This window comes from Denitrobacterium detoxificans (assembly GCF_001643775.1).
Classification (GTDB): domain Bacteria; phylum Actinomycetota; class Coriobacteriia; order Coriobacteriales; family Eggerthellaceae; genus Denitrobacterium; species Denitrobacterium detoxificans.
On record NZ_CP011402.1, the window covers coordinates 1,312,418 to 1,328,451 of the forward strand.

At 59.2% G+C, this 16,034-nt stretch carries 16 protein-coding genes; 15 read left to right on the forward strand and 1 reads right to left on the reverse strand.

What is annotated here, in order from left to right; translation table 11 throughout:
• Position 1 precedes the first annotated feature (1 nt).
• The 11 genes from AAY81_RS05605 (at position 2) to gluQRS (ending at position 10,711) form a co-directional block, all read left to right on the forward strand.
• On the forward strand, positions 2–505 hold the full coding sequence (locus AAY81_RS05605; protein WP_082867881.1) for an NADH-quinone oxidoreductase subunit B family protein: 504 nt from the start codon (positions 2–4) through the stop codon (positions 503–505).
• Positions 505–963, forward strand: a complete 459-nt coding sequence (locus AAY81_RS05610; RefSeq protein ID WP_066662448.1) for an NADH-quinone oxidoreductase subunit C — start codon at positions 505–507, stop codon at positions 961–963. Before AAY81_RS05605 ends, AAY81_RS05610 begins: the two co-directional genes overlap by 1 nt.
• Position 964: 1 nt before the next feature.
• The gene (locus tag AAY81_RS05615) at positions 965–2,053 is read left to right on the forward strand and encodes a hydrogenase large subunit (protein ID WP_066662450.1); all 1,089 of its coding nucleotides are present in this window, start codon (positions 965–967) and stop codon (positions 2,051–2,053) included.
• Positions 2,054–2,057: 4 nt separating this feature from the next.
• Complete coding sequence (locus AAY81_RS05620; RefSeq protein WP_066662452.1) at positions 2,058–2,495, forward strand: 4Fe-4S dicluster domain-containing protein; 438 nt, start codon at positions 2,058–2,060, stop codon at positions 2,493–2,495.
• A gap of 83 nt (positions 2,496–2,578) precedes the next feature.
• Positions 2,579–3,229 carry a CDP-alcohol phosphatidyltransferase family protein gene (locus AAY81_RS05625; RefSeq protein WP_066662455.1) on the forward strand — a complete coding sequence of 217 codons (651 nt, stop codon included), beginning with the start codon at positions 2,579–2,581 and terminating at the stop codon, positions 3,227–3,229.
• 344 nt (positions 3,230–3,573) lie between these two features.
• Entirely contained in the window at positions 3,574–5,472 is a 1,899-nt protein-coding gene (locus tag AAY81_RS05630) for a VanW family protein (RefSeq protein WP_169815798.1), read from the forward strand.
• A gap of 12 nt (positions 5,473–5,484) precedes the next feature.
• Entirely contained in the window at positions 5,485–6,885 is a 1,401-nt protein-coding gene (locus tag AAY81_RS05635; RefSeq protein ID WP_082867883.1) for a D-alanyl-D-alanine carboxypeptidase family protein, read from the forward strand.
• 26 nt (positions 6,886–6,911) lie between these two features.
• Complete coding sequence (locus AAY81_RS05640; RefSeq protein ID WP_066662458.1) at positions 6,912–7,367, forward strand: FHA domain-containing protein; 456 nt, start codon at positions 6,912–6,914, stop codon at positions 7,365–7,367.
• Between the two features lie 34 nt (positions 7,368–7,401).
• Complete coding sequence (locus AAY81_RS05645; RefSeq protein ID WP_066662461.1) at positions 7,402–9,156, forward strand: thiamine pyrophosphate-dependent enzyme; 1,755 nt, start codon at positions 7,402–7,404, stop codon at positions 9,154–9,156.
• Positions 9,153–9,758 carry an indolepyruvate oxidoreductase subunit beta gene (locus tag AAY81_RS05650; protein WP_066662464.1) on the forward strand — a complete coding sequence of 202 codons (606 nt, stop codon included), beginning with the start codon at positions 9,153–9,155 and terminating at the stop codon, positions 9,756–9,758. The genes AAY81_RS05645 and AAY81_RS05650 overlap by 4 nt, the downstream gene beginning before the upstream one ends.
• 8 nt (positions 9,759–9,766) lie before the next feature.
• Positions 9,767–10,711 carry a tRNA glutamyl-Q(34) synthetase GluQRS gene (gene gluQRS, locus AAY81_RS05655; protein WP_066662465.1) on the forward strand — a complete coding sequence of 315 codons (945 nt, stop codon included), beginning with the start codon at positions 9,767–9,769 and terminating at the stop codon, positions 10,709–10,711.
• Positions 10,712–10,746: 35 nt separating this feature from the next.
• Here the strand turns inward: gluQRS and AAY81_RS05660 are convergent, their stop codons facing one another.
• Positions 10,747–11,691, reverse strand: a complete 945-nt coding sequence (locus AAY81_RS05660; protein ID WP_066662466.1) for a prenyltransferase — start codon at positions 11,689–11,691, stop codon at positions 10,747–10,749.
• 166 nt (positions 11,692–11,857) lie between these two features.
• Between AAY81_RS05660 and galE the strand changes: the two genes are divergently transcribed.
• The 4 genes from galE (at position 11,858) to AAY81_RS05680 (ending at position 15,971) form a co-directional block, all read left to right on the forward strand.
• Entirely contained in the window at positions 11,858–12,877 is a 1,020-nt protein-coding gene (gene galE / locus AAY81_RS05665; protein WP_066662467.1) for a UDP-glucose 4-epimerase GalE, read from the forward strand.
• 12 nt (positions 12,878–12,889) lie between these two features.
• Complete coding sequence (locus tag AAY81_RS05670; RefSeq protein WP_066662470.1) at positions 12,890–14,572, forward strand: phospho-sugar mutase; 1,683 nt, start codon at positions 12,890–12,892, stop codon at positions 14,570–14,572.
• Between the two features lie 63 nt (positions 14,573–14,635).
• The gene (locus AAY81_RS05675; protein ID WP_066662472.1) at positions 14,636–15,613 is read left to right on the forward strand and encodes a biotin--[acetyl-CoA-carboxylase] ligase; all 978 of its coding nucleotides are present in this window, start codon (positions 14,636–14,638) and stop codon (positions 15,611–15,613) included.
• Between the two features lie 154 nt (positions 15,614–15,767).
• Entirely contained in the window at positions 15,768–15,971 is a 204-nt protein-coding gene (locus tag AAY81_RS05680) for a hypothetical protein (protein ID WP_066662474.1), read from the forward strand.
• Positions 15,972–16,034 lie beyond the last annotated feature (63 nt).

Below are 16,034 nucleotides of genomic sequence, written 5' to 3' on the forward strand. Positions count from 1 at the left end.
CATGTCTTTTGCAAGCAAATCCCCGTGGGTCATCCACTACGACGCTTCCAGCTGCAATGGCTGCGACATCGAAGTGCTTGCGGCCCTATGCCCCGGGTTCGACGCCGAACGCTTTGGCGTGGTGAATACCGGCAACCCGAAACACGCCGACATCTTCCTGGTAACGGGTAGCGTCAACGAACGCAATATCCACGTCGTGCGCGAGATCTACAGCCAGATGCTCGAGCCGAAGGTCGTTGTGGCTTGCGGCTGCTGCGCCTGCACGGGCGGCGTGTTCCACGACTGCTACAACGTGCTCGGCGGCGTAGACAAGGCCATTCCCGTCGACGTGTACGCACCCGGCTGCGCCGTGCGCCCCGAAGCGCTCATCGACGCCGTCGTGGAAGCCGTGGGCATCCTGGACGAAAAGAGCAAGGCCATCAAGGCCGGCACCTACGTTCCGCCGAAGCTGCCCGAACTCACGCGCGGCACGCCCATCGAAGAAGAGATAGCGAAGGGGGCATAATGGCAATCGACCAGCACTTTCAAGATATTCAGCTCTCCGAGCTCCGTGCGATTGCGCAACGTCGCAACGCCGAAGGCTGGCGCGCCGTGCAGACGCATTGCGTAAACGCCGAAGAGGGCATTGACATCACGTACACCTTCGAACGCGAAGGCATCTACGAGAATTTCCGCATTCGCGGGGTGCAGAAGACCGACGAGGTTCCCTCGCTGCAGGACATGTTCCTGGGTCTCTTTCCCTTCGAAAACGAGGCGCACGACCTGTTCGGCGTAAACATGATCGGCATGGTCCTCGACTTCCAGGGCGCGTTCTACGACCTGGCCATGAAGGAGCCCATGACCGTCATTAGCCCCGAGCAGAAGGCGGCCCGCGAAAAGGCCGCGAAGATCGCCGCTGCGAAGGCGGCAAAGGCCAAGGCAGCAGCTGCCAAGAAGGCAGCCGAAGAAGGGGAAGGGGAGTAGCATGGGCAAGGCAACCGTCATTCCTTTCGGTCCGCAGCACCCGGTTCTACCCGAACCGCTTCATCTGGACCTGGTAGTAGAAGACGAAAAGGTCGTCGAAGCCATTCCCCAGATTGGCTTCATCCATCGCGGTCTGGAAAAGCTTACCGAAACGCGCGATTACAACCAGTTCATCTACATCGCGGAACGCATCTGTGGCATCTGCGCATTCGGCCATAGCATGGGCTACGCGGAAACCGTCGAAAAGCTCATGGGCGTGGAAATCCCCACGCGTGCGGAATACCTGCGCGTCATCCTGCACGAACTTTCGCGTGTTCATTCGCACATCCTGTGGATGGGCCTGGCAGCCGACGCATTCGGCTTCGAAAGCCTGTTCATGCACTGCTGGCGCCTGCGCGAGCGCGTGCTCGATTGCTTCGAGCGCATGACCGGCGGCCGCGTAATCTTCTCGGCCGTAGTTGTGGGCGGCATGGTGCGTGACCAGGACGCAGAGACGCTGCGCTACCTGCAAGACACGCTTGCTGGCATCAAAGACGAGTACCAGCAGCTCATGAATACCTTCGTGAATGACACGAGCGTTCGCTCGCGCCTGGTGGGCGTGGGCGTCATCACCCCCGAAGACGCAGCGAAGTACGGCATGGTAGGCCCCTTCGGCCGTGCCAGCAACCTGAACAACGACGTGCGTCGCCTGGGCAATGGCGGCTATAAGTACCTGAGCGACTTCCAGCCGATCCTCTCCACCGACGGCGATTGCATGGCTCGCGTCATCGTACGAGCCCAGGAAGTGCTGCAGAGCATTGATATCATCAACGAGATGTGTGCCACCATCCCTGCAGGCGACATTGCGGTTCCCGTGAAGGGTTCGCCCAAGGCGGGTGCGCAGGCGTGCAATGCCCTCGAGCAGCCGCGTGGCGAATGCTACTACTACGCTTCGGGCAACGGCACGAAGTATCTTGAGCGCATGCGCATTCGCACGCCAACCAGCGCGAACCTGGCCGGCATGGCAACGGCACTCGCTGGCTGCGAGCTTACCGACGTGAACATGATCGTCCTCACGATCGACCCCTGCATCAGCTGCACGGAAAGGTAGGGCCATGGGTAGTTTCAAACTTGGAAAAATGACCTTGGGCTCGCTTTTCAAGAAGCCCGAGACGCTGCTGTATCCCTTCGAGACGAAGCCTGCACCTGCGGGCCTGAAGGGTCACATCGAAAACGACATGAAGGTCTGCATCCTGTGCGGCATCTGCCAGAAGGCATGCCCCGCGCATTCCATCACCGTCGATAAGAAGGCTGGCACCTGGACAATCGACCACTTCGGCTGCGTCCAGTGTAGCTCGTGCGTGCGTGCCTGCCCGAAGAGCTGCCTTACCATGCTACCCACGTACCAGAAGCCGACGCGCGCCATGGCTCCCGAGGTTTTCACGAAGCCCGAAGAGTCCGAAGAAGAGAAGGCGGCCAAAGAAGCTGCGAAGAAAGCGAAACTTGAAGCTGCTATGAAAGCCAAAGCCGAACGCGAGGCCGCGAAGGAATAGGTCTGCAATTTTCGCTACAATAGAGAGTCGGGTGTCTATTCGCACCCGACTCTTTTTGTTTTGATTAGCAGAAACGCAGGGACATGACGCAAGAGAACGACATCATCAAAGGCACTCCGGAGAATCCATCTGACGCTATAATCACGCTTCCCAATGCGGTTAGCTTTGTGCGTCTGTGCATGATTCCCGCGTTCTTCGTCATGCTCATGCAGGGGAACAACATCGCGGCTACCGCGTTGTTTGCGATTGCCGCCTGCACCGATTTCCTCGACGGGCAAATCGCTCGCCGAACGAACCGGGTTACGAAACTGGGTCGCATGCTCGACCCAGCGGTAGACCGCCTGCTCATGATTCTGGGCGTGCTCGGCGTATACCTTACGGGCCGCATCCCCCTGTGGATTATCGCGCTCGTGCTGGGTCGCGACATCGTACTTATGGCGGGATACGCCATCCTCCTCAAGCGCTGGAAGGTGCGCGTCGACGTCATCTACCCAGGTAAGGTTGCCACCACGTTCTTCTTCATCGGCTTTGCGGGCCTGGTGTTGAACGCACCGCTCATTCCCGGTTTGGGATGGTGCGACATCGCGTGGCTTCCCGGCTTCAACGGAACGAGCGTTTGCTGGGCCATCTGGTTTATCTATGCCGGTCTTCTGTTGGGGGCGTATTCCACCACGTACTACGTGCGAGAAGCCCTGCGGAAGCTTTCCGCAGCTAGGAAAGCTGAGCGTTCGTAGCAATGGCTGAAGCTCGTCACAATCGGAGTTCGTCTTCCCGCGCATCTTCGCGCGGCGGAAAGCACGCAGGCAGCGCGCAGACGCGACGCGCGCGCAACGCAGCGCCCACACGCTCTTCGCGTAGCGGCGCAGGTAAGGGCACGTCCGCAAACAAGCGATCCACAACGCGCGCAACAAATGCCGCGCGTGCAACCAGGAGAACGCAACCGCAGCGTACTACGCGTTCGCAGAATTCCACGCGTGCGCGTTCCGCAAATGTAGGAGCGATTCGCACGCAGCAGCCGCGCTCCGCGCATCGCGGGAAAGCCAAGAGCCGCAATATCGTAGCCGTCATCCTGGGCGGATTGGCCACGGGCCTGTTTTCGTTCTTCTCGCTTATCGGAAAGGGCATTCTGCATGCATTCGGCTCGCTTCGCGCCAGGCACCCCCGCACGGCCGTGCTTGCCGCCGTGCTCGTGGTGTTCGTGCTTTTCAATTGCGTGTGCTACGCAGGCGATTACGTAACGCGCTGGGGCAAGGTAATGCCCAACGTAACGGTCGGGGGCATCGACGTTGCCGGCATGACGCGCGACGAGGCCATCGACGCCGTAAAAACGGTATACGAGCCGCGACTTACCAGTTCCGACGTGGAAATCTACTCCAGCGAAGAGGGCATGGCGCTGCATCACACCAATGCCGCTTCCAGCGACGAGGTAACCGTAGAAGAGGAACTGGCCTCCACCGAGGTGTGGAACACCAATGCAGCGAATCTGAATGCGTCCATTAACTATGACGCGCTCATCGATGCGGCTATGGCCGAAGGTCGCGGCGGCATCTTCGATCGCATTGGCTTGTTCTTTGGCGCACGCGAGCTATCCGTCGTCGTGTCGTTCGGCGAAGACGACCTGGAATGGCTGGCGAGCCAGATAGACTCGTCCATGGGCGAAGCCTACGAAAACTACGGCATCACCATTTCGAAGGGGCAGGCCAGCGTTACCGAAGGCCACGACGGCATGATGGTCGACCGCTCCTGGTTCGCCGATAAGCTATCGACGTTGCTCACCAGCGACGACAGCGTAACGCGTGCGTTCGTTGCCGAGGTAGTGTATACCCCCATGAAGATCAACGAGGCAGCCGCGCAGGCCACCTGCAACACCATCAACAACGCCATCGCTTACGGCCTTACGTTCTCGGAAGAGGGGAGCGAATGGCATGCCACGTCTTCCGACCTGGGAGACATGATTACTACCGACATCGTTCAAAATGACGACGGCACGTATACGCTTGCGCCCACGGTCGATAGCTCCAAGGTAAAGCATTACCTGGTCACTCAGTCGCTTTCGGGCGCCGATGCAAACAATCTCACGGTGGCCTTCGAAAAGGAGAGCGACGGCATTTACGTAAACGTGACTTCTGGCGGGCTTATGCCCGAAACCGAAGATGCGGTAGCCCAGATTACGAATGCGCTCTTCGGTGGCGAAGCCCCCAGCTCAACGCCCACCATCACGCTGAAGCTCGTGGATATGCCCAGTCACATCTCGGTAGACGAGGCCATTTCCCTGGGACTTATCACGAAGATCAGCTCATATACCACCGAATACACCGCTCGCTCGGAGGCGCGCAACCATAACATCCACCTGGCTGCCGACCTGCTCGACAACTCCATCGTATCGAGCAACGGGGGAGTCTGGAGCTTCAATGACACGGCTGGCGAATGCAACCAGGAAGCCGGATTCCAGGTAGCGGGCGTCGTGGTGAACGGCGTAAGCGAGGAGGACTTCGGAGGAGGCATCTGCCAGGTTGCCACTACCGTATTCAACGCGGTATACAACGCCGGCTACCCCGTGAAAGAACGCCATAACCATTCCAGCTACATCGCCTCGTATCCCGCAGGTCGAGACGCCGCCATCAGCTACCCGTCCCCCGATCTGAAATGGACCAATGATGGCACTTCAGATGTTTTGCTGGACATGTCTTACACCGACACGACCGTTACCGCTACACTGTATGGAATCGACCCAGGGTACGTTGTCTCCACCGAGACTGGCGAATGGCAAGAAGGCGCCGCCTATGGCACCACGTACACCTACGACGACACCATTGCCGCGGGCACGCAATACGTGCAGACCGAGGGCAAGAACGGCTCGAGCATCAGCGTTACGCGCACGGTGAAGGATTCCGAGGGTAACGTCCTGCACAAGGACCTCTTCCAATCCACCTACGTTGCCGTGAACGAGGTCGTTGTTGTCGGAACGAAAAGCTAGAGAGGTCACCACGTGAAGCAGCTTTCATCCAAACGAATCACCATCTCGTTCGGCATGCTTGCCCTGGCACTTGCCACCGTACTGGCGCTTGCACCTGCGCAGGCTTACGCAAACGTGCAGAAGAGCGACGTCATCGCAGGCGAAGCAGTAGCGAACCGCAATCTTTCCGCAGCCCAATGCCCCAGCGTAGAAGCCACGTCGGTGCTGCTCATGGATTCCGATGGTAACGTGCTCTTCGAGCGAAATGCCGACGAACACGTAAACATCGCCAGCATCACCAAGGTCATGACGGCCGTAACCGCCGTAGAGTACGCAAGCCTCGACACCGAAATCACGGTGAGCAGCACGGCCGCCGCAATCGGCGAATCCTCGGCAGGCCTGCAAGCGGGAGATACCCTTACGCTGCAGGAAGCCCTGAAAGCCATGCTCTGGCCCAGCGGCAACGACGCAGCTCAATCCATCGCCGAATGCGTGGGTGCGCTCATCCTGAAGGAACAGGGCAACGCTTCGCCTACGTCCACCGAATCCGTTGAGGCATTCGTGCAAGCCATGAACGATACGTCGGCCAAGCTCGGCATGACGAATTCGCTGTGGGCGAACCCCCACGGTCTCGACGATGGCGTATACGCCAGCCAGGAAATGTACAGCACCGCACGGGATGTGGCCACCTTGGCCAACTACGCCATGAAGATTGATGCCATCAGGTCCATCACCAGTCAGGACGGTGGTACGGTAACCGTCATCCGCGATGGCGCGACCACGGGCGTCGAGCTGGAATCCACCGATGAGCTGTTTGGCGTGGTCGACGGCGTCCTGGGCGTGAAGACGGGCTTCACCGACGCAGCAGGCGAGTGCTTTGCTGGTGCCGTCGAGCAAAACGGCACGCGCCTCATTTCCGCCGTGCTGAACTCCACGTCGTCTTCCATGCGCTTCACCGATACGCGCACGCTCTGGGAATGGGCATACGAGAACATGATCGATTATGCCGCCGCGCAGACGACGCAGACTACCGTCAATGCGAATGGCACTACGGTTCCCCTGGTGGCGGAAGTAGCTGATGCGGCTTGGACCGACAAGACGGTTCCCGCAACGCTCGAAAACCCCAACCAGACGTTCCGCGTATTCGCGCTAGCTGGCAACGTGAGCCAGGAAGTTACCTACTACGACATCAACGGCAACGTGAAGGCTGGCGACGTCGTGGGCAAAATCACGTACTACCAGCAGAACGAAGTCATCGGCACGGCCAACCTGGTAGCCACTCAGGATGTGGCCGCTCCCAACCCGCTCGAGGCCCTGGGAATCTGGTGGTCTCGCCTGATAGGGGGCTTTTCTGGGGATGACGGCGTAGCCGATAGCGTATGCTATAACGAAGTAGAACTCATTTACGACAAGTCGAGTCTCTCTGCCGCATAGCAAGACTCCGCGTGAAAGGATGTCACATGGAAACATGCCCCGTATGCAATGGTCCGGTGAGCCCGCAGGATGCGGCGTGTCCGTCGTGCGGTTTCAAGCTCACGGGCTCCACGCAGAAGTTCCAGCCCATCAACCTGAACGACGACGCACCGCGCGACAAGCAGGCTGCTGAGGCCAAGGTCGCTGCGCAGCCGAGCGCATCGTTCACCGTGGTACGCGGGCCGCAGCAGATCGACACGAAATACTCCCTCGAGGCGCGCGAGCTCACCATCGGACGCTCGCCCAAGTGCGATATCTTCCTGAACGACATGACGGTTTCCCGTCATCATGCCGTTGTCATGCCCGTAGGCGACCGCTTCGCCATCCGCGACGAGGATAGCTTCAACGGCGTTTGGATCAACAACGAAAACGTCACCCAGCGCGTTCTGGAAAAGGACGACATCGTTCAGATTGGGGCATTCTGCCTCCTGTACAGCGAATAAGCCTGCACAACAAAATCCAAGAGAAGGGGATCGCATGCAGCTCTTGTCCGGCAACGAGGCCATCGCCCAGGGCGCCTGGGAAGCAGGCGCGCGCATAGGCGTTGGATATCCGGGTACGCCCAGCACGGAAACCATGGAGTCCTTCGGCGCGAAGGAAAACGTGTACGCCGAATGGTGCGCCAACGAGAAGGTTGCCGTGGAGGTTGCCGTAGGGGCAAGCGCCGCCGGCGCGCGTGTACTGGCCACCATGAAGCATGTGGGCGTAAACGTTGCCGCCGACCCCCTGTACACCGCAGCCTACACGGGTGTAAACGGTGGCCTAGTAGTGCTTGCCGCCGACGACCCGGGCATGCATTCCAGCCAGAACGAGCAGGACACGCGCTTCCACGCGCAGGGCGCGCATATTCCCGTCGTGGAGCCCTCCGATTCCGCCGAAGCACGTGAATACACCATGCAGGCGTTCGAAGCGTCCGAGCGTTTTGACATTCCGTTCTTCGTACGTAGCACCGTGCGCGTGAGCCATGCTAAATCCCCTGTTGAAGTAGGCGAGCGCGTTGAACGCGACCTTATTCCCTACGAAAAGGACCCATCCAAGTGGGTCATGATGCCGGCATATGCCAAACCGCGTCGCACGTCGCTCGACGCCCGCATTGCGCAGGTGGCACAATGGGCCGAAACGAGCCCGCTGAACCGCCTCGAGCTCAACGATACATCCATCGGCGTAATCTGCGCCGGCGCATCGTACCAGTACGTGCGCGACGCACTTCCCAACGCATCCATCCTGAAGCTTGGCATCACCTGGCCCATTGCCACGGGACTCATCGCCAAGCTTGCCAACCACGTAGATGCTCTCTACGTGGTGGAAGAGGGTTCCGACTATCTGTCCATGCAGGTAAAGGCTACGAGCGTAACGGTTTCCGAGCCTCCCGCGCATGCGCTTCCGAAGGAGGGGGAACTTACCCCTGGAATCATTCGCTCGGCGTTTGGCTTGGCTCTCCCCGAAGAGCTTCCCACCCAGCAAGACGTCCCCGGCCGTCCGCCGGCGCTGTGCGCTGGCTGTCCGCACCGCCTGGTATTCAAGGAGCTCTCGCGTGCGAAGTGCATCGTAACGGGCGACATCGGCTGCTACACGCTGGGTGCGCTGCCGCCGCTCGCAGGCATGGATTCCACGCTCGACATGGGCGCGTCCATTTCCATGGCACACGGTTTCGAACTGGCGCTTGCCGGAACCGAACATCACCCCGTCGTTGCCGTCATCGGCGATAGCACGTTTGGCCATTCTGGCTTCACGAGCCTGCTTTCCACGGCATACAACAAGGGGGCAGGCACCATCTGCATCCTCGACAACCGCACCACGGGCATGACGGGCCATCAGGGAAATCCCTTCAATGGCATCACGCTGCAGAACCGCCCTTCGCGCGAACTCGACCTAGAGGGCATGGTTCGTTCACTGGGCATCAGCGATGTCCAGGTGGTAAACCCCAACAACATGAAGGACGTACGCGCCGCCATCAAGGGAGCCACGTCCCGCACCGAAGAACTATCGGTCATCATCTTCCGCAGCCCCTGCGTGCTGCTCAAGAAGGTATTCGAACGTCAGGCACCGTACACGATCACGTCCGATTGCCGTGCCTGCGGCGTATGCGTAACGCTGGGCTGTCCGGCCATCGCGCGCATCGAGGAAACGGGCGAGGCCTGCATCGACCCCGACCAATGCGTCGGTTGCGGCCAGTGCCAGGCATACTGCGGATTTGGCGCCATCGTGCGCATGGAAGGAGCACTTCGATGAGCGTGTACAGTGACGGCGCCACTACGGTACTGCTGGCGGGCGTAGGCGGGCAGGGCACTATCCTTGCCGCCGATCTGCTAGCGAAAACGGCCATTTCCAACGGCCTTCAGGTGAAGCTCTCCGAAATCCATGGCATGGCTCAGCGTGGCGGCTCGGTTACCACCGTCGTGCGTCTTGGCGAGCAAGTGCACTCCATGGTCTGCGACCGTGGTTCGGCCGACTACCTGCTCTGCTTCGAGGCAACGGAAGCTCTGCGTAATCTGCCGTTCCTGGCGCAGAACGGAAAGCTTCTGGTCAATGACGTGTCCATCAAGCCGCTGCCCGTGCTCACCGGCAAGGCATCCATGCCCAAGCGCGTTCACGAGCGCCTGGGTGAATACAACGCGCAGCTAGTCGACGCCAACAAGCACGCACGCGAAGCTGGCTCCCTGAAGTGCGCAAACGTCGTACTGTTGGGCGCCTTGGCTGCCAACATGCCCTTCTCGATGGAAAGCTGGGAAGAGCAGATTCGCCTGAAGGTGCCGCCCAAAACGATCGACATGAACATCGACGCCTTCCATCGTGGCGTTCAAAGCGTTGCAAGCGAGGCGAACCGCTCGTAGCGGCGCGCATGACGCTTCCCGAAACACCCGATAGCAGCCATCCCGTTCCACGAGGGCGTTTTGCGCCTTCGCCCACGGGCCGCATGCACGCGGGTAACATCTACGCATCCCTGGTTACCTGGCTCTATTGCAAGCAGCGGGGTGGGGAAGTGGTACTTCGCATTGAAGACCTGGATCCGCAACGCTGCAAGCCCGCCTACGCCGAGCAGATTATGGCGGATTACAGCATGCTCGGCCTGGGATGGGATGGCCCCATCATGTACCAGAGCACGCGAACTAACGTGTATTGCGATGCGTATAACGAACTGGGGAAGCGCAATCGCATCTACCCATGCTTCTGCACGCGTGCCGACCTGCACGCCGCCTCGGCGCCGCATAAGGGCGAGAAGCATGTCTACCCAGGTACGTGCCGCAAACTTTCACCCGAAGAAAGAGAGGCGCGTTCGCAATCGCGTAAGCCCGCGTGGCGCATTCAGGTACCAGAGCGCACCATACGCCTACACGATATCTTCCAAGGAGACTACAGCCAGCAGCTCAGCGAAGACTGCGGTGACTTCCTCATCCGGCGCAGCGATGGTGCATACGCGTACCAACTCGCCGTGGTGGTAGACGACGCGGCCCAAGGAGTAAACACGGTTATCCGCGGCGTCGATTTGCTCTGCAGCACGCCCCAGCAGATCTTCCTGCAGCAGGAACTAGGTTTTGACCAGCCAAAGTACGGTCACGTACCGTTGCTGGTGGAGCGGGAAAACAGGCGCCTTTCCAAACGCGATCACGACGCCTCGCTCGAGCAGTTGCTTGCCCAATACGGCAGCGCAAGGGGAGTGGTGGGGCACATCGCCCACGTAGCGGGCCTCATTCCCGAATTCGAACCGCTTACGCCCGAAGAGCTGCTTCCACGTGCGTCGTTCGACAACCTGCACAACCTCATTCAAATCGCATGGCAGGCATAGCCCAAGTTGCTTAGAGTTACTCTAAGCAACAAATCCTAGAACGTGAGCGTCACCGTAGAGGCAAGAATGCAAAGGCTGTAAAACGAGCCGAACAGAATGTTCAGGGTGGAGCACTGGCCAAAGGCACCCGCGCGAGACTGCGCGGTAAGCGGATTCGCAAGCAGCATACGACCCGGAGCGTGAGCCGCCAGCAACATGAACGGGAGCACGATGGCGCCAGGCGTGAAGGCTACGGCAACGATGATGCAGATGGAAAGCACCCAGGCGTACACGACGCCATGATAGAGCTTCACCGTACGCTCATGGCCAAGCAGCACGGGGAGCGTCTTGCGATTCGCTTCCGTGTCCTTTTCGATGTCGCAACCGTTGTTCGTGAGCATGATGAGCCCGATGCCCAGAATCTCGGGGATGGAGTAAACGAGGACCATAAAATCGAGGGAGCCCGTGAGCACCTGGTAGCTTGCCAAGGTAATGAGGCCGCCCATGGTGAAGCCGCTGGCTAGCTCGCCCAACGGCAAGTAGGAAATGGGAAGCTTGCCACCCGAGTACAGGAAGATCACGACGACGCCAATGAGCGCGATAACAAGCGGGGCGATGCCCGCAATGACGATGCAGTATACGCCCAACGCAAAGGCAACAACGATGAGGGCGATGGCATAGGCAAGCGCATGACGAGGATTGACGTTGTTGTACACGAGCACGGCATCGGTGGGGTCGAGCTGATTCTCCTCGGTGTCGGTGCCCTTCACATAATCGAAGTAGTCGTTGATGGTGTTCACGGCGCTCTGCAGCAGCACGCTAATGGCAAGCAGAACCAGAACCGAGGAAACGCTCGTGGGCTTGCCCATCGACGCATTGAACACGAAGGCAAGGCAGGTGGCCAGAAGAACGGGAAAGATGGAAGCCGCCCACGTATGGGGCGCAGCAAGCTGCACCATGAACGTAGGGGTAAGAGGTTGATACGCATTCTCTTTGGCCATGAAATAACTCTCTCTTACTGCAACACTCGTCTAAGCCGTATGTACTATACCCTAAACACCAGAAGAGAGTGATGTTTTCACGCAAGTTAGGCGCGGGCGAACCGTTGGCGCTACACTGGGGAATGGCCGAAAGGCCGTTTCTACTACCTAACGCAAAGGAGCGTGCATGGAAACCATCCTGGTTACCGGTGGCACGGGCTTCATCGGAAGCCACACCTGCGTCGAGCTCATCAACGCGGGTTACGATGTCGTCGTCTTTGACAATCTCGTTAACTCGAAGGAAGAATCCCTGAATCGCATCGAGCAGATCACGGGAACCCGTCCGCGTTTCTACAAGGCCGACATGCTCGATCGCCCCGCGATTGAGGCGATCTTCGACGCCGAGAACATCTCCTCGGTTATCCATTTCGCTGGCCTGAAGGCAGTGGGCGAGAGCGTCGTAAAGCCCTGGGAGTACTACCAGAACAACATCGAGGGCACGCTGATCCTCCTCGACGTTATGCGCAATCATGGCGTAAAGAACATCGTCTTCAGCTCTTCGGCAACGGTGTACGGCGACCCTGCTTTCGTGCCCATCACGGAAGAGTGCCCGCTGGGCAACCCCACGAACCCGTATGGCCAGACGAAGAAGATGCTCGAGCAGATGCTTCATGACATGTGGGTGAGCGACAACGAATGGAACGTTTCGCTGCTTCGCTACTTCAACCCCATCGGTGCGCATCCTAGCGGCCTTATGGGCGAAGACCCGAACGGCATCCCCAACAATCTCATGCCCTACATCACGCAGGTGGCATTGGGCAAGCTGGAATGCCTGGGTGTCTTCGGCGATGATTACGACACCCCCGACGGAACGGGCGTGCGCGACTACATCCACGTAGTCGACCTGGCGCGCGGCCACGTGAAAACGCTCCAGGCCACCGCAGGCCAAACGGGCGTGCACGTGTGGAACCTGGGCACGGGCGTGGGTTATAGCGTCCTCGACGTAGTGAAGGCGTTCATCTCCGCCACGGGCGTCGACGTTCCGTACCAGATCAAGCCTCGTCGCGCAGGCGACATCGCCCAGTGCTACGCAAGCGCAGCCAAGGCCGAAGCCGAGCTTGGCTGGAAGGCGGAATACGGCATCGAGACCATGTGCCGAGATAGCTGGAACTGGCAGAAGAACAACCCCAACGGATACGCCGACTAGATAGGTAGCCTCATGATCAGGGAAGACGTAGTAAACCGCTGGAACGAGAAGGTCACCGACCCCATCGTTCGCGAACAGCTCGACGCACTGCTGAATGCCAACGACGAATCGGCCATCGACGATGCCTTCTTCCAAGACCTGGAATTCGGCACCGCGGGCCTGCGTGGCGTTATCGGCGCTGGCACCAACCGCATGAACGCCTACACGGTGGGCAAGGCAACCATGGGCGTTGCCGCATATCTGAACAGCACGTTCAGCGAACCCACCGTTGCCATCGCACGCGATAGCCGTAACATGGGCAACGAATTCGTGCGCCACACCGCGCGCATCCTGGCCTCGCAGGGCATCAAGAGCTTCATCTACCCCCGTATCGAGCCCGTCCCCGCACTCAGCTTCGCCGTGCGCCACCTGGGCACTTCCGCGGGCATCTGCATGACGGCCAGCCATAATCCCGCCGAATACAACGGCTACAAGGTCTATGGTGCCGACGGTTGCCAGATCACGAGCGATGCCGCCAGCAACATTTCCGCTGCCATCGCCGGCATCGATGAATTCAGCACGCTGGAAATGGCTTCCTTCGAGGAATACGAAGAGCAGGGGCTCATCACCTGGATCGACGATAGCGTAATCACCGCATTCATCGACGCCGAACTGGAAGCCAGCATGGCCGACCCCGATGCTTCCGATGTATCGCTGAAGCTCGTGTACACGCCGCTGAATGGCTCGGGCCTGGAATGCAATTCGCTCATGTTCGAGCGCATTGGCGTCACCGACGTCACCGTGGTGGAAGAGCAGGCCGAACCGAACGGCGATTTTCCCACGTGCCCGTACCCGAACCCCGAAATCCGCGAAGCCATGGAAAAGGGCATCGAGACGTGCGAGCGCGTGCATCCCGACCTGCTGCTTGCCACCGACCCCGATGCCGACCGCGTGGGCATCGCCGTGAAGAACGGGGGAGACTACCAGCTGCTCACGGGCAACGAAGTGGGCATCCTCATGCTCGACTACCTGTGCCGCATGCGTAGCAAGGCAGGTAAGCTTCCCAGCGATGCAGTTGCCGTGAGCACTATCGTCTCTACGGTTATGATCGACAAAATCGCAGCTCACTGGGGTGTTCGTATCCAGCGTACGCTTACCGGCTTCAAGTACATCGGCAACGTGATCACCGACCTGGTGAACGCCGGGCGCGAAGAGGCCTACGTACTGGGCTTCGAGGAAAGCTACGGCTACCTGGCCGCCACGCACGTGCGCGACAAGGACTCCATCTGCGCCAGCATGATCATCTGCCAGATGGCCCAGCACTACCGCAAGCGCGGCATGAACCTGGCTCAGGCCATCGAAGAGCTGTACCGCGAGTACGGCTACTTCCGCAACAAGACGGTGAGCATCTCGTTCCCCGGAGCCGACGGCGCACGTAAGATGGCCGGCATCATGTCCACGCTGCGTACGCAGGCCCCCTCGGATATCGCGGGATATCCCGTCCAGGAGGTCATCGATTACCAAGACGGCTACAACGACCTTCCAAAGGCCAACGTGCTGGAATTCCGTCTGCCGAACATGAACAAGGTCATCATTCGCCCCAGCGGCACGGAGCCCAAGATCAAGGCATACCTGTTCAGCAATGGCGAAACGGCCGAGCTTGCCGACGAGCTTACTGGCAAGCTGGAAGCAGCCGCACGCGAACTGCTTTCGTAACGCATCAGAACATCTAGCAGGGTAGGGCGCACCTTGAGTGCGCCCTACGTATGGGAAGGCACCATGAGTACCCGAGAACAGCTTCTAACGCTCCTTTCGCAGGCCGCACTCAACCAGACCTGGGTGTCAGGAGAAGACGCCGCACGTCAGCTCGGAGTATCGCGCGCTGCCATATGGAAGGCCATCAAGACGCTGGAAGAAGAAGGGTATCACTTCGAGGCGCAGCGAAATCGTGGGTACCGCTTGGCCGAACACCAAGATGTCATCACGAAAAGCGACTTGGACGTCGCTTTGTCAAACGCAAAGCTTCCCGTGGAAACGCAGGTTGTCTTTTCCACGGGAAGCACCAACAACGACGTAAAGTCCCTTGCCGAGCAGGGGAAAGAAGAGTTGTTCGCCCTAGTTGCCAGCAAGCAGGAAAGCGGAAAGGGAAGGCGAGGGCGCTCGTTTTTCAGCCTTGGCGACCGCGGCGTGTACCTGAGCATCCTCATCCGTCCGTCCATGCCCATCGCCCAGGCTTCCGCCATCACTGCCGTAGCGGCCGTGGCAACCTGCCGAGCCGTAGAATCGCTGTTCGACGTGAAGCCATCCATCAAATGGGTAAACGATGTCTATCTGGGAAAACGTAAGATTTGCGGCATCCTCACCGAAGCGGCGACCGACCTTGAGACGGGCATGCTCTCGTATGCCGTCGTGGGCATTGGCGTGAACGTCTACGAGCCCGAAGGCGGATTCCCCGAAGAGATTCGCGAGCGGGCAGGAGCCATATCCACCGAAATCAAGCAGGGGACGCGTGCGGCTCTTGCAGGTGCGATCATCAAGGAATTCGTAGAGCTCTACGACAAGGATTCGTTCGGAGCGTTTTGCGATGAATATCGAGCGCGCTCGTTCGTGGTCGGCAAAACCATCACGGTCATCGACGGGAAAGGGGAGCAGGAGGCTCTGGCGCTGGGAATCGATGACGACCTGTCGTTGCACGTTCAATTCGAGGACGGTTCCGAGGCGCACCTTCATTCTGGCGAAGTGAGCCTACGCGTGTAGCACAAGCAAGCTACACCCATCTAACCTGCGTTTACGCTGCAGTCACCCATAACAACACGTCGCATACCGCTCACCCAACGAGCGTCTATTGTTCATTGACACTGTCGAGTTTACAATTGATGCAAACGGGGGATCTCCAGAAAAGGGGAGCGAGATGGACTTCATGAACAACTTCGTTATTCGTCTCATCGTTTGCGTCGTTGCGATGCTGGTCATTTGGAATCTCGTGTTCTACCTCATGGAAACGTTCCTCTGGCATGGCACGTGGACGTTCTCGATCGTATGGGGGCTCATTCTTCCCGTAGTAATGGGCATAATCGAAGCGGTCTTGATGAAACCCGCAGATCAGAAGCAATAATTAAGCCAGAATTGATCCTTTGCGTCTGGCAATGCCTAAGGATCCAGCCCAGATAGAACGGCT